The organism is Olleya sp. KKT75, from assembly GCF_055635485.1.
On sequence record NZ_CM145759.1, the window covers coordinates 1467643 to 1482714 of the forward strand.

The 15072-nt window shown below is 34.4% G+C and carries 14 protein-coding genes; 12 read left to right on the forward strand and 2 right to left on the reverse strand.

Translation table 11 applies throughout. From position 1 onward, the window contains the following. Window positions 1–8: 8 nt before the first annotated feature. The 5 genes from ACZ2G2_RS06515 (at window position 9) to ACZ2G2_RS06535 (ending at window position 4776) form a co-directional block, all read left to right on the forward strand. The gene (locus tag ACZ2G2_RS06515) at window positions 9–812 is read left to right on the forward strand and encodes a universal stress protein (protein ID WP_470394608.1); all 804 of its coding nucleotides are present in this window, start codon (window positions 9–11) and stop codon (window positions 810–812) included. 32 nt (window positions 813–844) lie between these two features. Continuing rightward, window positions 845–1471, forward strand: coding sequence for a carbonic anhydrase family protein (locus tag ACZ2G2_RS06520; RefSeq protein ID WP_470394609.1), 627 nt, complete (start codon window positions 845–847; stop codon window positions 1469–1471). Between the two features lie 15 nt (window positions 1472–1486). After that, on the forward strand, window positions 1487–2170 hold the full coding sequence (locus ACZ2G2_RS06525; protein ID WP_470394610.1) for a DUF2490 domain-containing protein: 684 nt from the start codon (window positions 1487–1489) through the stop codon (window positions 2168–2170). 105 nt (window positions 2171–2275) lie between these two features. Beyond that, a complete protein-coding gene (locus tag ACZ2G2_RS06530; RefSeq protein ID WP_470394611.1) occupies window positions 2276–4138 on the forward strand; it encodes a SulP family inorganic anion transporter in 1863 nt (620 codons plus the stop codon). An 11-nt stretch (window positions 4139–4149) separates the two neighbouring features. Beyond that, window positions 4150–4776, forward strand: a complete 627-nt coding sequence (locus ACZ2G2_RS06535) for a carbonic anhydrase (protein WP_101202147.1) — start codon at window positions 4150–4152, stop codon at window positions 4774–4776. Between the two features lie 3 nt (window positions 4777–4779). On the opposite strand, the gene ACZ2G2_RS06540 is transcribed toward ACZ2G2_RS06535, so the two are convergent. Continuing rightward, complete coding sequence (locus ACZ2G2_RS06540) at window positions 4780–5325, reverse strand: CvpA family protein (protein ID WP_470394613.1); 546 nt, start codon at window positions 5323–5325, stop codon at window positions 4780–4782. A 51-nt stretch (window positions 5326–5376) separates the two neighbouring features. Here ACZ2G2_RS06540 and ACZ2G2_RS06545 point away from each other — a divergent pair, with 51 nt between their 5' ends. The 7 genes from ACZ2G2_RS06545 (at window position 5377) to ACZ2G2_RS06575 (ending at window position 13907) form a co-directional block, all read left to right on the forward strand. After that, window positions 5377–5733, forward strand: a complete 357-nt coding sequence (locus ACZ2G2_RS06545; RefSeq protein WP_101202145.1) for a hypothetical protein — start codon at window positions 5377–5379, stop codon at window positions 5731–5733. 143 nt (window positions 5734–5876) lie between these two features. Then, window positions 5877–6896, forward strand: a complete 1020-nt coding sequence (gene pheS, locus ACZ2G2_RS06550) for a phenylalanine--tRNA ligase subunit alpha (protein WP_101202144.1) — start codon at window positions 5877–5879, stop codon at window positions 6894–6896. A 173-nt stretch (window positions 6897–7069) separates the two neighbouring features. Further along, complete coding sequence (locus tag ACZ2G2_RS06555; RefSeq protein WP_101202143.1) at window positions 7070–7573, forward strand: GbsR/MarR family transcriptional regulator; 504 nt, start codon at window positions 7070–7072, stop codon at window positions 7571–7573. Between the two features lie 12 nt (window positions 7574–7585). After that, on the forward strand, window positions 7586–8719 hold the full coding sequence (locus ACZ2G2_RS06560; protein WP_470394616.1) for an efflux RND transporter periplasmic adaptor subunit: 1134 nt from the start codon (window positions 7586–7588) through the stop codon (window positions 8717–8719). Window positions 8720–8740: 21 nt separating this feature from the next. After that, window positions 8741–11878, forward strand: a complete 3138-nt coding sequence (locus tag ACZ2G2_RS06565; RefSeq protein WP_470394617.1) for an efflux RND transporter permease subunit — start codon at window positions 8741–8743, stop codon at window positions 11876–11878. A 5-nt stretch (window positions 11879–11883) separates the two neighbouring features. Continuing rightward, window positions 11884–13302, forward strand: coding sequence for an efflux transporter outer membrane subunit (locus ACZ2G2_RS06570; protein ID WP_281846286.1), 1419 nt, complete (start codon window positions 11884–11886; stop codon window positions 13300–13302). An 11-nt stretch (window positions 13303–13313) separates the two neighbouring features. After that, on the forward strand, window positions 13314–13907 hold the full coding sequence (locus tag ACZ2G2_RS06575) for a TetR/AcrR family transcriptional regulator (protein ID WP_281846285.1): 594 nt from the start codon (window positions 13314–13316) through the stop codon (window positions 13905–13907). Window positions 13908–13971: 64 nt separating this feature from the next. Here the strand turns inward: ACZ2G2_RS06575 and ACZ2G2_RS06580 are convergent, their stop codons facing one another. Further along, the gene (locus ACZ2G2_RS06580; RefSeq protein ID WP_470394620.1) at window positions 13972–15063 is read right to left on the reverse strand and encodes an HmuY family protein; all 1092 of its coding nucleotides are present in this window, start codon (window positions 15061–15063) and stop codon (window positions 13972–13974) included. Window positions 15064–15072: the final 9 nt, after the last annotated feature.

Sequence of the window (15072 nt, forward strand, 5' to 3'; positions counted from 1 at the left end):
TTAAAATCATGAAAACCAATAAATACAAAATATTGTTGCTTTCGGATTTAAATAAGTCTGCAACTTCAGAATTAAAAAGTGCGGTAAGTTTAGCAAAAATGATTGATGGGGACATTACATTGTTTCATGTTAAAAAACCAACAGACATTGTAGAGAGAGAAAGTCAGTTATCTGCCATGCGATCTATTAACGAAGAGCATATTGTAACTAATAAAGCTATTGAAAATTTAATTAATCCTATTAGTCAGGACTTTAAATTAAATATTGGTTATAATGTGGCTATTGGTAATGTAAAGCATGAAATAGAAACATATATCAATGCTTATCAACCTGATATTATTGTTTTAGGGAAAAGAAAATCTAAAACTCTTAACTTTATGGGAGATAATATTACAGATTATGTCTTAAAAACGCATAAAGGGTCTATTATGATTGCAAATCAAAATAAAGCGTTACAACCTAACCAAGAAGCAACTTTAGGTGTTTTAAACACCAACGATCACCCTTTGGATGCTAATTTTATAGCAGGATTGATTACTAAAACCAGTCAACCTATAAAATCATTTAAAATAGTATCTCAGTTGTCTGGATTAGAAAATGCAGAGGCTAATAAGACAGTAGAATTTGTTTTTGAAAAAGGCGATTCGGCAGTAGATAATGTTTCTAAGTACGCTTCAAAAAGCAATATTAATTTAATGTGTTTTGATAATTCAAATCATGATAAATCTAATACAAGTATAAAAAATGTAATTAACAAACTTGATGTTTCGTTATTACTAACAGGAAAAAACACAACGATGCTACACAGGTAGTATTCAATTAACTAATAAAAAATTAAAAACATATGAAAGCACATACAAAAGAAACGCAGGCAACATTAACACCTGACAAGGCAATACAGTTTTTAGTAGAAGGAAATGGAAGGTTTCAAAATAACTTAAAAGCAAATCGTAACCTTTTAGAACAAGTAAATGATACAAGTGATGGGCAATTCCCTTTTGCTACAATCTTAAGTTGTATTGACTCTCGTGTTTCTGCAGAGTTAGTTTTTGATCAAGGTCTTGGAGACGTATTTAGTGTACGTATTGCAGGTAACTTTGTAAACGAAGACATTTTAGGGAGTATGGAATTTGCTTGTAAATTAGCAGGTACAAAAGTTATCGTGGTATTAGGTCATACAAGTTGTGGTGCTGTAAAAGGTGCTTGTGATCATGCTGAAATGGGTAACCTTACCAAGTTAATCCAAAAAATCACACCAGCAGTAAACGCGGTGACTGAGCCTAAAGATGAAAGCTTACGTACGTCTAAAAACTTAGCGTTTGTAGATGAGGTATCAAAGAAAAATGTTGAGTTAACAATGGATCGTATTCACGCGGAAAGTCCAATCTTAACAGAGATGGAGAAAAACGGTGAAATTAAAATTGTTGGTGCTATGTATGATATTAATACAGGTGCTGTAGCGTTTTACTAATAACAAACCTATTTGATGAGAATAAGTAAATTGAAGAAGAAAAATATAATCGCAACACTAGCTCTATCGCTGGTGTTGCCTTTTTATGGGCTAAGCCAAGACAGTAATCTAGGAAACTGGTTGATCTATATTGGAAGTAAAGAACTTAAAAACGGTTGGAATATTCATAACGAAGTCCAATACCGTAATTACGATGCAATTGGAGATTTAGAGCAATTGCTATTAAGAACAGGGTTAGGTTATAATTTAACCGAAAACAATAATAATCTATTACTAGGGTATGGCTATATTTTGTCTGAAAACTATGTTGGAGACATGGATCAAAAAGTAGCTGTAAACGAACATAGAATCTTTCAGCAGTTTACAACAAAACAGAAGGTAGGGATGCTTAGTTTAAGTCACCGTTATAGATTTGAACAACGTTTTGTAGAGTCTGATTTTAAAATGCGATTCAGGTATTTTCTAGGCTTAAAAGTTTCGTTGCAAAACAACGAAGATGGTAATAATCCATTGTACCTTTCCGCTTATAATGAGATTTTTCTAAACACTAAAAGTGCAATCTTTGACAGAAACAGATTGTATGGTGGATTAGGATATCAATTTTCAAAGCAATTAAGGTTAGAAATCGGGTATATGAATCAGTTTTTTGAAACCTCAAGCAGAGATCAAATAAACGTTATTGCATTCGTTAATTTTTAGAGACTGTTAAAATCATAATTTACTGTTAATTAGTAGTGTTACAAAGCACCGCGCTTTTTTTGTAAAGAAAAAATGTTAATTTAGTATAAAACCAACTATTACGCTATGAAGAAATTTTTCGCAAATTTAAAGGGAGATGCTTTTGGAGGGATAACAGCAGGTATTGTTGCCTTGCCACTAGCATTAGCATTTGGTGTGTCGTCTGGTTTAGGACCAAGCGCAGGTTTATATGGTGCTATTTTTATCAGTTTTTTCGCAGCCTTTTTTGGAGGAACACCAACACAGATTTCGGGGCCTACTGCACCAATGACAGCCGTAAGTATGGTTGTGATTGCAGGTATTATTGCAACACACGATGGTGATGTAGCTAAAGCCTTACCATACATTTTAACCGTCTTTTTATTGGCAGGATTAGTCCAAGTTGGATTAGGCGTGTTAGGTTTTGGAAAGTACATTAAATACATACCTTATCCTGTGGTCTCTGGTTTTATGACTGCTATTGGTGTTATAATTTTAGTCACACAAATATTACCATCTATTGGATATTATCCAAAAGAAGATACAGAGTATGTTAGTCAATTTAAGCCGCAAGCGGAAGAGTTGATTTTACAAAACATACTTAAAGAAGAAGCAGGCGAAGGGATTTTGGTTTTAGAAGATTTTAAAGAAACCATTAAAAGAGCAGGAGAGCTTAAACCAGAAGATATTGCAAAAGAATCTAAAACATTAGCAAAAACTGAAGCTTCAGGGGTTTTAGGGACACTAAAAATATTACCAAGAGCCATTCAGAATATTAATTGGTTAGAGCTAGCATTAGCATTAGCAACCATTTTTATAGTGTATGGTTTTAAACGTATAACAACAAAAATACCAAGTGCATTAGTAGCCTTGGTTGTGGTTTCTGGTGTGGCATATGGTTTTAATTTAGGCTATCGTCCAATAGAAGAAATTCCTTCAGGACTGCCAATGCCCAATTTTGAAATTATTACAGGGTTTAGCTTAAAAAGCATTACACCCTATATATTTACAGCCATTACTTTAGCGCTTTTAGGAGCAATAGATTCGTTATTAACAAGTGTGGTTGCGGATAATATGACTAAAACAAAGCACAACCCAAATAAAGAATTAATAGGGCAAGGTATTGGTAACAGTATCGCCTCTGTTTTTGGAGGTATTCCAGGAGCAGGAGCAACAATTAGAACAGTAGTAAACATTAATGCAGGAGGGCGTACAAAGTTATCAGGTATGATTGCTGGGGTTATGTTATTATTTATTTTGTTAGCACTTGGACCTGTAGCATCAAAAATTCCGGCAGCAGTATTAGCAGGTATTTTACTTACGGTAGGTATTGGAGTAATGGATTACAAAGGCTTAAAAGCTATTCCAGCATTACCAAAAGACATGAAGATTGGACCCGTAAAAGTTAGCTCTGAAGTATTAATCATGTTGGTTGTATTAGTGTTATCTAGTATGTGGGATTTAATTTATGCAGTTGGTATTGGGTTGGTTATCGCATCGTTATTATTCATGAAAAAAATCGGAGATTTAACAGCACAACGTTCAGACGTTAAGCCATTAAAGGAAGAAGCTTGGTCGGATGAGATTGGTTTTCCTTCAAACTTAGCAGAAGAAGTATTTATCAAGCATATTAAAGGACCTTTGTTTTTCGGATCAACGTCAGAGTTTCAGCAATTGGCAAAGCAAATACCAAGTACTGCTAAAACAGTTGTAATTAGGTTAGGACGTATGCAGTATATGGATCAGTCTGGACTTTATGCAATGGAAGATGTGTTGGTGGATTTAAGAAAACAAAACATAGACGTGTTATTTGTAAATCTATTAAAGCAGCCAAGATATATGATGGAACGTATTGGTATTATTCCAGATTTAGTAGAAAAGGAACATATTTTTAAAGACTTTAATTCATGTCTACAATGGGTTAAAACTAATGTAAAAGACCAATTCTAAAAAGCGATCTGATGGATATAAAAAAAGTGTTTGAAAATAACCAAAGATTTGTAAAAGCAAAACTATCCATAGACAAAGACTATTTTGAAAATTTAGGAAAAGGACAAAGCCCAGAATTACTTTATATAGGGTGTAGTGATAGTCGTGTAACAGCCGAAGATTTAATGGGTTTAGGCCCAGGAGAAGTCTTTGTACATCGTAACATTGCAAACATGGTGTCAGGTAATGACTTAAGCGCCATGTCTGTTGTAGAGTATGCAGTAGTGCATCTTAAAGTTAACCATGTTGTGGTTTGCGGGCATTACGCCTGTGGTGGTGTAAAAGCAGCTATGCAATCTGCAGATTTAGGTATCTTAAACTCATGGTTACGTAATATTCGTGATGTGTATCGTATACATAAAGACGAATTAAATGCAATTACAGACGAAGAGAAAAAGTACGATCGTTTGGTAGAGCTTAACGTCAAGGAGCAATGTGTAAACTTGCTAAAAACAGCAGCAGTACAAAAAGCATACAGAGATAGAGGCCTAAAAGTACACGGTTGGGTATTTGATGTGCACACCGGTAAGTTAATAGACTTAAAAATAGATTTTGAGCACTATTTAGAAGACATTATGGAAATCTACCACCTAGATTAATCCCTAGGCTTCAGACTCATCTGTAGGCTCTGCAGGATCAATAATTTGGTTGTCTTCCTCATCAGCATCAGATTTAATAATGCTAGGAAAAACCATAGGCGCTAAAGACTTAATTGGCGCATAAAATATAGAATCTTCAATATCCTCATCCTGTACAAACGGGATGGCATTATTCATTTTATCAAAAACAATTAATAAAACACTTAAGATAAGCCCAATTTTTAGTGCTCCAAAAGCGGCACCTAAAAGCTTATTTAAAATTCCTAAAGAGGCAAAATCCGCTAACTTTGTTAAGGCTTTACCGGCTAAGCTAATTACTAAAATTATAATTACAAAAGTAATAGCAAACGCAACGGTGTTAATTGTTTTCTCGTTCCAAGAGGTTTTATCCATCAAAAACTCAGCAACAAAATAGCTAAAATGGATGGCGCCATACACACCAGCAATTAAGGCAACTATAGAGGCAAGCTCCACAAAAAGTCCCTTAAACAATCCGCGCACCAAACCAAATAATAGTAAAGCACCTAAAACAATATCAATAACAGCCATAAAGTTAGATTTTAGGCAAATATAAATTAACTTTGCGACTTTAAAATTATTATGGCAAGAGACGAACAGTTAAAAGAGAGATGGCAGGAGATAGTGACTAAACTATCCAACCAATTTGCAGACGGAGACACACTAGACTTAGATGCAATAATTTATTTAATAGGAGTGCAAGAATTAGGTCAGTTGGAGCGTACGTTTAAAAAAGACCACAAACTAGATTTAATGCACATTGCAATCTGTAAATTATTGGTGCCTTACGGGTATTATGAGTTTGAGTTTGTGGATGAAGACGGTTGGCCACACTATAAAACAATAGGCGAGTTACCAAACCTAAAAGCAGGAGAACAAAGTGTTTTAATGAAAGAAGCAATAGTTAACTACTTTCTAGAAACAGAATATATAAAGTAATATTTGGGCGTTACCACAAGGGTCGCGCTATCGGCAGTCGCTTTTAATTTGCTTTTTGGCAAATAAAAGAGCTTCAACAAATGCCTCCATCGCTAACGCAAATCACGATAAAATTCATAAATTTGCCAATCATTTAGAAGATCATGATAGACAAGATAAAAGAACTTATAGCAGAAGCAGAAGCCTTTAAGGCACAAACCAAAGAAGAGGTTGAAGCGTTTCGTATAAAGTATTTAGGAAAAAAAGGATTACTTAATGACTATTTTGCCGAATTCAAAAATGTGGCAAACGACCAGAAAAAAGAATTTGGTCAAGTAATTAACACCTTAAAAAATACCGCTCAAAATAAAGTCAACGCTTTAAAAGAAGAGCTAGATAATAATACACAAGACGCAGGTATAAGTGGGGATTTATCAAGACCAGGAGAGCCAATAACTATTGGATCACGCCACCCAATATCTATCGTAAAAAATCAAATTATCGATATCTTTTCTAACATTGGATTTAATGTAAGCGAAGGTCCAGAGATAGAAGACGATTGGCACAACTTTACAGCACTTAATTTGCCAGAATATCATCCAGCAAGAGACATGCAGGATACCTTTTTTGTGCAAACTAATCCAGATATCTTATTACGTACGCATACCAGTTCTGTACAAGTACGTTATATGGAAAATAATCCACCACCAATCCGTACAATATCACCAGGACGTGTGTACCGTAACGAAGCAATATCTGCACGTTCGCACTGTTTTTTCCACCAAGTGGAAGGGTTATATATAGATAAGGACGTAAGCTTTGCCGATTTAAAACAAACCTTACAATACTTTACAACAGAGCTTTTCGGGAAATCTAAAATTAGATTACGCCCATCATACTTCCCGTTTACAGAGCCAAGCGCAGAGATAGATGTGTATTGGGGATTAGAAACAGAAACAGATCACAAAATCACCAAAGGAACCGGTTGGTTAGAAATTGGAGGTTGTGGTATGGTAGATCCAAATGTCTTAACCAATTGCGGTATTGATGCAGAAACGTATTCTGGATTTGCTTTTGGAGTAGGTATCGATCGTATAGCAATGTTACTACATCAAATTAGCGATATTCGTTTATTAAGCGAAAACGATGTTAGATTCTTAAATCAGTTTAAATCTGCATTATAGTCTAAACGTCAATTAATTACAATTTAAAGCCAACTGTTAACAGTTGGCTTTTTTATTTAACAACATTTTAACTTCGGTTAGTTCGGTTAGTTCCGAACTAAGCTATAAATTTGCACGGAATATAGTTTTAAAAAAAGCTGTGTTTAAGATTTTAGAAATTAAATTGTTTAAAAATGAAAGAAGATATCTGCAAAGAAAAAATGGCGTTAGTAGAAAAGCTAGGCGTCCATTTAGAAAACAGAGAGCAATTAGCGCCTGTTGCTGCGCGTATATTGGCTTATATAATTCTTACGGGTAAAAAAGGAACCACATTTGAAGATATGGTTACCGTACTATGTGCTAGCAAAAGTACAATCTCTACACATTTAAATCATTTACAGGATTTAAACAAGATTCAATACTTCACAAAAACAGGAGACCGTAAAAAGTATTTTGTAATTAAAAAAGATACCATAATTCAACATATTGATAAAATGGTAAATCATTGGAACGAAGAACGCATAATACATCTAGAAATCAAGGATTATAAGGAGACTATAAACAACACTAAAATAGAAAATGAAGATGAAAAATTTGATTTAAATTTTCATGATGATTACATCAAATTTATAGACGGAGCTAGCGCTTCTATTAAAGATTTAAGAGAAAAAATTACAGACAATCAATTCGATATTTAAACTAAGTAAAAAATGAAACATAATAAAATAGTAACGTTACTAGCATTAAGTGCTTTTTTAGTCATTTTAAGTTGTGGTAAAAAGCAAGAGGCTCCAGCAGCAGCAGCTCAAGCGCCAGCTTCACCTTTTCCTGTAACAGAAGTACAAACTAAAACCGTAACAGGTTTTAAAGCGTATCCAACAAATTTAGAAGGTATAGTTAACAGTGATGTTAGAGCTAAAGTATCTGGTTACATTCAAAAAGTAATGGTTGACGAAGGTCAAAAAGTACGTAAAGGTCAAGTGTTATTTAAATTAGAAACACAGTCTTTAAATCAAGATGCAGGAGCAGCAAAGGCACGTGTTAATGTAGCACAAGTAGAGGTTGATAAATTAATTCCATTAGTGCAAAAAAATATTATTAGTGGGGTACAGTTAGAAACTGCTAAAGCTAATTTAGCACAAGCAAAAGCTAATTATAGTAGTGTCTCTGCAAGTATTGGTTATGGTACAATTAGAAGTCAAGTAGATGGTTACGTTGGTGCTATTAATTATAGAGAAGGTGCTTTAGTTAGCCCTGCTGATCCAACACCTTTAACTAGTGTAAGTGATATTAGTAAGGTGTATGCGTTTTTTAGTTTAACAGAATCTCAGTACTTAGACTTCTTACAAAACGCAGAAGGTAAAAACTTAAAAGAGAAATTAGCTAATTATGCTGATATCAATTTGGTTTTAGCAAACGGAAGCACTTATTCCGAAAAAGGTAAAATCGAAACAAGTACAGGTCAGGTTAATAAAAATACGGGTACAGTAAGTTTAAGAGCTGTATTTGATAACCCAAACCAATTGTTAACTAATGGAAATAGTGGTACAATCCAAATTCCATCAGTATATGAGAATGCAATCGTTATCCCTCAGCAAGCAACATATGAGCAACAAGGAAATGTGATGGTATTTAAAGTTGGAGAGGATAATAAGGTTGTGACTTCAATAGTAAAAATAAAAGCAACAATTGATAATTTATATGTGGTTGAGTCTGGAGTAGACTTAAAGGATAAGATTATCGTATCTGGTGTTGGTAAATTAAAAGCTGGAATGGCAATTGCGCCACAAGAAACATCTTTTGAAGAGGCTATTAAACCAGTAGCCGTATTATTTAAAAACTAGTAACTAACAAATATATTAGTCATGTTAAAAACATTTATTGAAAGACCAGTGCTTTCAACAGTAATCTCTATTATCATAGTCATACTAGGGGTTATTAGTATAACAAGCTTACCTATAGAGGAGTATCCAGATATTGCACCGCCAACAATTAAGGTAACTGCATCGTACCCTGGTGCCAATGCAGAAACGGTATTAGAAAGTGTAATTGTCCCTATTGAGGAGCAAATTAACGGTGTAGAAGGGATGACATACATTACTTCTACTGCGTCAAATACAGGAACAGCAGAAATCACAGTATACTTTAATCAAGAGATGGATGCGGATATTGCAGCCGTAAACGTGCAAAACCGTGTGTCTAGAGCAAGTTCATTACTTCCACAAGAAGTACTTCAAACGGGTGTAACCACTCAAAAGCAAGAAACAAGTGCCTTGATGTTTATTTCAATGTACTCGGAGAACGAGGATTATGATGCTACATATATTCAGAATTACTTAAAAATTAACGTAATTCCTGCAATGCAACGTATTAGTGGTGTTGGTGATGTTAGTGTATTCTCACAACAAGATTACGCTATGCGTATTTGGTTAAAGCCTGAGAAATTAGCAGCCTATAAATTAATACCTTCAGATATTTCTGCAGCGTTAGCGGAACAAAACTTAGAAGCAGCAGCGGGATCTTTAGGACAAAATAACGGAGAATCATTTTCTTATACATTAACGTATAGTGGGCGTTTTAAAGAACAAAAACAGTATGAAGATATTGTTATAAAAGCTTTAGGTAACGGACAGTTTTTACGTTTAAGTGATGTAGCTACTATCGAGTTGGATGCGCAATCTTATGCGTCTAACGCGATGAGTAAAGGTCATCCTGCCGTATTTATGGGTATTTTCCAGACTAAAGGATCTAATGCAAGAGAAATTATTGAAAACATTAAAACAACTTTAGAAGGTGTTAAAAAAGACCTGCCAGAAGGATTGGATGTATTTGTACCTTATGATACAAGTTTGTTTTTAAATGCATCTATCGAGAAGGTAATTAGTACGTTAATGGAAGCCTTTTTATTAGTGTTTTTAGTAGTGTTTATCTTTTTGCAAGATTTTCGTTCAACATTAATTCCGGCTATTGCAGTGCCAGTATCTATTATTGGTACGTTCTTTTTCTTGAACGTATTTGGATATTCTATTAACTTATTAACGCTATTTGCATTAGTCCTCGCTATTGGTATTGTAGTGGATGATGCGATTGTAGTTGTGGAAGCAGTCCATGCTAAAATGGATGAAGGAGAGAAAGATCCTAAAACAGCGACCATAACTGCTATGAATGAAATATCAGGAGCCATCATTTCTATTACTTTAGTAATGGCAGCGGTATTTATTCCGGTAACGTTTATAACCGGGCCAACGGGTGTCTTTTACGAACAGTTTGGGGTAACATTAATTATTGCCATTCTTATTTCGGCAGTAAATGCCTTAACCTTGAGTCCTGCATTATGTGCTTTATTATTAAAATCGCACAAGGACGACGAAGAGTTAAAAGGTAAAAGTCCATTAAAACGATTTTATAGATTATTTAACCGTGGTTTTAATGCAACTATTCAACGCTATGGTCAATCACTTCATTTTTTATACAAAAGAAAATGGGTGTCAGTGGTGTTATTAGGATTAGCTATTGTTGGGATTTTCTGGGCATCGCAAAACACACCTACAGGGTTTGTACCTAATGAAGATAGAGGAATTATTTTCGCAAACATCGAGTTGCCAGCTGGTGCGTCTTTAGATAGAACAGATGCTGTGTCAAGAGATTTATACGAGAAAATTACCGATATTGATGGTATCGTTGCAGTTAACTTTATTAAAGGAAGAAGTTTAATTAGTGGTGCAGGTAGTAACTATGGTTTTGGGATAATAAAATTAGCAGATTGGGGTGATCGTGAAGATCCTTCAACGTCTGTACAAGCTATTACAGGAAAATTATTTGGTGTGGTAGCAACAATGCCAGAGGCCAAAATTATTTTCTTCTCACCTCCAAGTATCCGTGGTTTTGGTAACTCGGCAGGTTTTGAAGTTAACCTATTAGATAAGTTTGGTGGCGAGTTTACAGATTTAGATCAAGCAAATAAAGATTTCTCTATGGCGTTAATGGGTCATCCAGAAATTAAATATGCGCAATCGTCTTTTAGTACTAACTACCCACAATACGAAATGGAAATTAATGTGCCTTTAGCTAAAGAAAAAGGGGTGCCAATTAATAGTATATTTTCAACATTACAAGGGTATATTGGAGGGGTTTATGCTTCGGATTTCTCTAAATTTGGTAAACAATTTAGAGTATACATTCAAGCATTACCAGATGACAGAGCAGATGTAGATGCTTTAAATAGCATGTTTGTTAGAACAGATTCTGGAGAAATGTCACCAATTACACAGTTTGTAAACTTAAAACGTGTGTATGGGCCACAATCGGTAACGCGTTTCAACTTATTTAACTCGACAAGTATATCAGGTGCTACCAATGATGGATACAGTACAGGGGATGCGATTAGAGTTATTGAAGAGGAAGTTGCTAAACTACCAAGTAACTACACAGTAGCTTATTCTGGTTTAACTAGAGAGGAAGTTAGTGCAGGTAACCAAACCACCTTTATTTTTGCTTTAAGTATCTTGTTTGTGTATTTCTTATTAAGTGCACAATATGAAAGTTACTTACTACCATTTGCAGTAATATTATCATTACCATTTGGTGTCTTTGGAGCATATATCAGTACTTATCTTTTTGGCTTAGAAAACAACATTTACTTCCAAATTGCCCTGATAATGCTTATTGGTCTGCTCGCCAAGAATGCGATTCTTATTGTAGAGTTTGCATTAGCCAGACGTAAACAAGGAGAAAGTATTGTAGATGCAGCAATTGATGGTGCAAAATCACGTTTACGTCCAATCTTAATGACGTCTTTCGCCTTTATTTTAGGATTGATGCCATTAGTACTTGCAAAAGGTGTAGGGTCTGAAGGAAACAACTCTATTGGTACAGGAGCTGTAGGAGGTATGTTAATCGGAACCATTTTAGGGGTCTTTGTAATCCCTGTCCTATTTATATTATTTCAGTGGTTACAAGAAAAAGTTTCTAGTAAACCAGCAGTACAAACTATTCAAGAATAAGAACAATGAAAGTTAATATAAAACATAGAAATTTTAGTAAGGGAGCACTAATATTAGTCGTTGCGCTAACATTACAAAGTTGTTTTGTTGCACAAGATTACGTAAGACCAGAGCTGCCAGTAAGCGATGCGCTTTACAGAACAGATAATTTACCAACTGATAGCGTGTCTATTGCAGATGTGTCTTGGAAAACCTTATTTACAGACCAATATTTACAACAGTACATAGAGGAAGGTTTACAAAACAACATGGATGTGCGTATTGCAATACAACAAATGGTAGCTGCCCAAGCTTATGCAAAGCAAGGTAAAGCAGGATACTTACCATCTGTAAGTGTTGGGACTAATTGGACACATCAAGAGTTGTCTAAAAACACACAATTTGGTGCGTTTTTAACGGACACGTCTACAGATCAATTTGACGTAACTGCAAATTTATCTTGGGAAGCAGATATTTGGGGTAAAATACGTAGTAATAAAAGAGCAACGCAAGCGGCTTACTTACAAAGTGTAGCAGGACATCAAGCGGTTAAAACGCAATTGATTTCAAGCATTGCAAATACGTATTACAACTTATTAGCTTTAGATGCACAATTAGAAGTAACTAAACAAACTATTGCGACTAGAAAAACAAGTGTAGAAACTATTAAAGCTTTAAAAGAAGCGGGACAAGTAACACAAGTTGCTGTAGATCAAAATGTGGCGCAATACAATAGTGCACAAGCGTTGCAAGTAGATATTGAAACTGCGATTTTTAAAACAGAAAACATGCTAAGTATCTTACTTGGTAAATCGGCACAAGATTTTGAGAGAAGTAATTTAGATATTCAGAAAATTGAAGAAAACCTTAAACTAGGTGTTCCTGCAACACTATTAAGTAACCGACCAGATGTGATGTCTGCAGAGTATAATTTGATTCAATCTTTTGAGTTAACAAATGTTGCTAAAAGTAATTTATATCCTTCTTTAAAATTAACAGCTTCAGGTGGATTACAAAGTTTAGAAATAGATAAGTTATTTAATGCAAACTCAATTTTTGCAAATATAGTGGGCGGATTAACGCAACCATTATTTAATAAACGTGCTTTAAAAACACAAAAGGAAGTTGCAATTGCACAACAAGAACAAGCATTGCTTCAGTTTAAAAAGACGTTATTAATTGCAGGAAGTGAAGTGTCAAATGCGTTATTTTCTTATGAGTCTGAAACTAAGAAATTTCAATTTAGAGAAAATGAAGTGGAAGCATTACGTACTGCAGAAGCAAACTCTGAAGAGCTACTTAAAAATGGTTACGCAACGTATTTAGACCTGTTAACTGCAAGACAAAGTGCCTTAAGTGCAGAGCTGAATATTATTGATAGTAAATTACAACAACTAGTGTCTATCGTCGATTTATACGAAGCACTTGGTGGTGGATGGAGATAAAATAGAAAACAATGATAACCAAAGCGGAGTTGCTAAAACATGCTATTACTATGTTTACGCAATGTGGTAGTAAACATGTGACGTTAGATGAGTTAGCAGGTTCGCTCGGGATATCAAAAAAAACAATCTATTCTTTTTTTAAAAACAAAGAAGATCTAGTAACTGCTAGTCTTGAAGGTTTATTAAATGAGTTTAGAGAGGATATAAATGGGATTGTTAATAGCAATGGTAAAGATCCTATTTTGTGTGTTATATTAATTTACCGTAGAGGGTTTGAGTATTTAAAATACTTTAAGCCCTCTTTTTTATTTGGATTAGAGAAGTATTACCCAAAAGCTAGCCAGTTGTTTGATGGTTTTATAGAAGACCTGTCTAATAAAACAGTGTTTGAACTTCTAACCCGAGCTAAAGCTGAAGGCAATATTAAAGCAGATGTCAATATAGAATTGGTAGTAAAAATTTACTTTTTTAGAGTGGACAATTTATTGTTTAAGTCCACTAATTTATTCGAATTATATACTGAAGAAGACTTGTTTAAACACTTAGTTATTTATAATTTAAAAGGAATAATTAGCAGTAATTACACTAACCAGTATATGGAATAGTACAATTATAAAAAAAAGCCTTAACATCTAATGTTAAGGCTTTTTTATGTGTTTTATAGTGGGTTTATTGTAGTAAACTATATACAAATTCTGGATAACCACGTACTCCATCATTATTTGTTAATGCTAAAAACTTTAATTTATATAAGTTTCCGTCTGTATCATTAACAACATAAAAAACATTGTCTTTTAAAGATGGTAAACTTCCTGGTCCACCACCGTTTCTCCAACTGCTTCCAATATTACGTTGGTCTGTTGCAAAGTTAGAATTGACAACATCCGATAGCATAAAGTTTTCATAGCTTAATGCAGTATCCACATCCGTATCAATCATATAAGCTAATGCATTTTGCTTGACGTTATTTACTACATAATCAGAATAACCATATGATCCATAACCAGAAATCTCGTTAGTAAATACAGTAAAATTCAAGTCCCATTCGGTTTTTGTTGGCTCTACACTCACAGTGCTATTAGCATCAAAACTAAAAAAAGTAAAGTTGTAATTATCATTTTTAGAGATGGTTACTTCTTGGTGTGTTGTAGCGTCTAAATCTGCATATTGTAATACATAACTCCCTGCATTTTGTAGGACTCTTATTTTTTTCCAACCTCTACTATCGTCAGAAATATCTACACTTCCAGTTGCAGGTGTATCAGTTCCAATAGTATCTCCTAAATTAACTAGGTAGACTTTGTTATTAGAGGCTGTTGCCGAAATTTCAGCAATAGCTGTAGTTGCTATATCTCCATTTGGAGCATCAACATAAGCCATGTTTGAAGCATCAAAAGTACCAACCGCTACTTGTGGTTGTAAATCTTGTACTTCTTGACTAGTACTGCTTATAGCATCAATATTAGTTTCTGTTAATTGTGCGGCTGCCATATAAAGCGATCCATTAATAACGACTTTAAAATCAGATCCAGAATAAAATCCTAAATCCCAAGTATCGCGTTGTACACTTGTAGTTGTGTTTGTACTTAAGTCTACATACACTTGGTTTTGTTGGTTTGGTCCACCAACTGTTGGCGCTACCGCAGCACCTTCAATGACAACGCTTATTGGTTGTGATGGTGTATTATCGTCATCGCTACTACAGTTAGTAAAAACTAATGCAGTCATGCAAAGGGCTAAAGTAAATAGTTTGTTTTTCATGGTATTGTT

Coding starts and splice junctions, on each gene's coding strand:
- ACZ2G2_RS06515 (WP_470394608.1), top strand. CDS start 9: ATGAAAACCAATAAATACAAAATATTGTTGCTTTCGGATTTAAATAAG.
- ACZ2G2_RS06520 (WP_470394609.1), top strand. CDS start 845: ATGAAAGCACATACAAAAGAAACGCAGGCAACATTAACACCTGACAAG.
- ACZ2G2_RS06525 (WP_470394610.1), top strand. CDS start 1,487: ATGAGAATAAGTAAATTGAAGAAGAAAAATATAATCGCAACACTAGCT.
- ACZ2G2_RS06530 (WP_470394611.1), top strand. CDS start 2,276: ATGAAGAAATTTTTCGCAAATTTAAAGGGAGATGCTTTTGGAGGGATA.
- ACZ2G2_RS06535 (WP_101202147.1), top strand. CDS start 4,150: ATGGATATAAAAAAAGTGTTTGAAAATAACCAAAGATTTGTAAAAGCA.
- ACZ2G2_RS06540 (WP_470394613.1), bottom strand. CDS start 5,325: ATGGCTGTTATTGATATTGTTTTAGGTGCTTTACTATTATTTGGTTTG.
- ACZ2G2_RS06545 (WP_101202145.1), top strand. CDS start 5,377: ATGGCAAGAGACGAACAGTTAAAAGAGAGATGGCAGGAGATAGTGACT.
- pheS (WP_101202144.1), top strand. CDS start 5,877: ATGATAGACAAGATAAAAGAACTTATAGCAGAAGCAGAAGCCTTTAAG.
- ACZ2G2_RS06555 (WP_101202143.1), top strand. CDS start 7,070: ATGAAAGAAGATATCTGCAAAGAAAAAATGGCGTTAGTAGAAAAGCTA.
- ACZ2G2_RS06560 (WP_470394616.1), top strand. CDS start 7,586: ATGAAACATAATAAAATAGTAACGTTACTAGCATTAAGTGCTTTTTTA.
- ACZ2G2_RS06565 (WP_470394617.1), top strand. CDS start 8,741: ATGTTAAAAACATTTATTGAAAGACCAGTGCTTTCAACAGTAATCTCT.
- ACZ2G2_RS06570 (WP_281846286.1), top strand. CDS start 11,884: ATGAAAGTTAATATAAAACATAGAAATTTTAGTAAGGGAGCACTAATA.
- ACZ2G2_RS06575 (WP_281846285.1), top strand. CDS start 13,314: ATGATAACCAAAGCGGAGTTGCTAAAACATGCTATTACTATGTTTACG.
- ACZ2G2_RS06580 (WP_470394620.1), bottom strand. CDS start 15,063: ATGAAAAACAAACTATTTACTTTAGCCCTTTGCATGACTGCATTAGTT.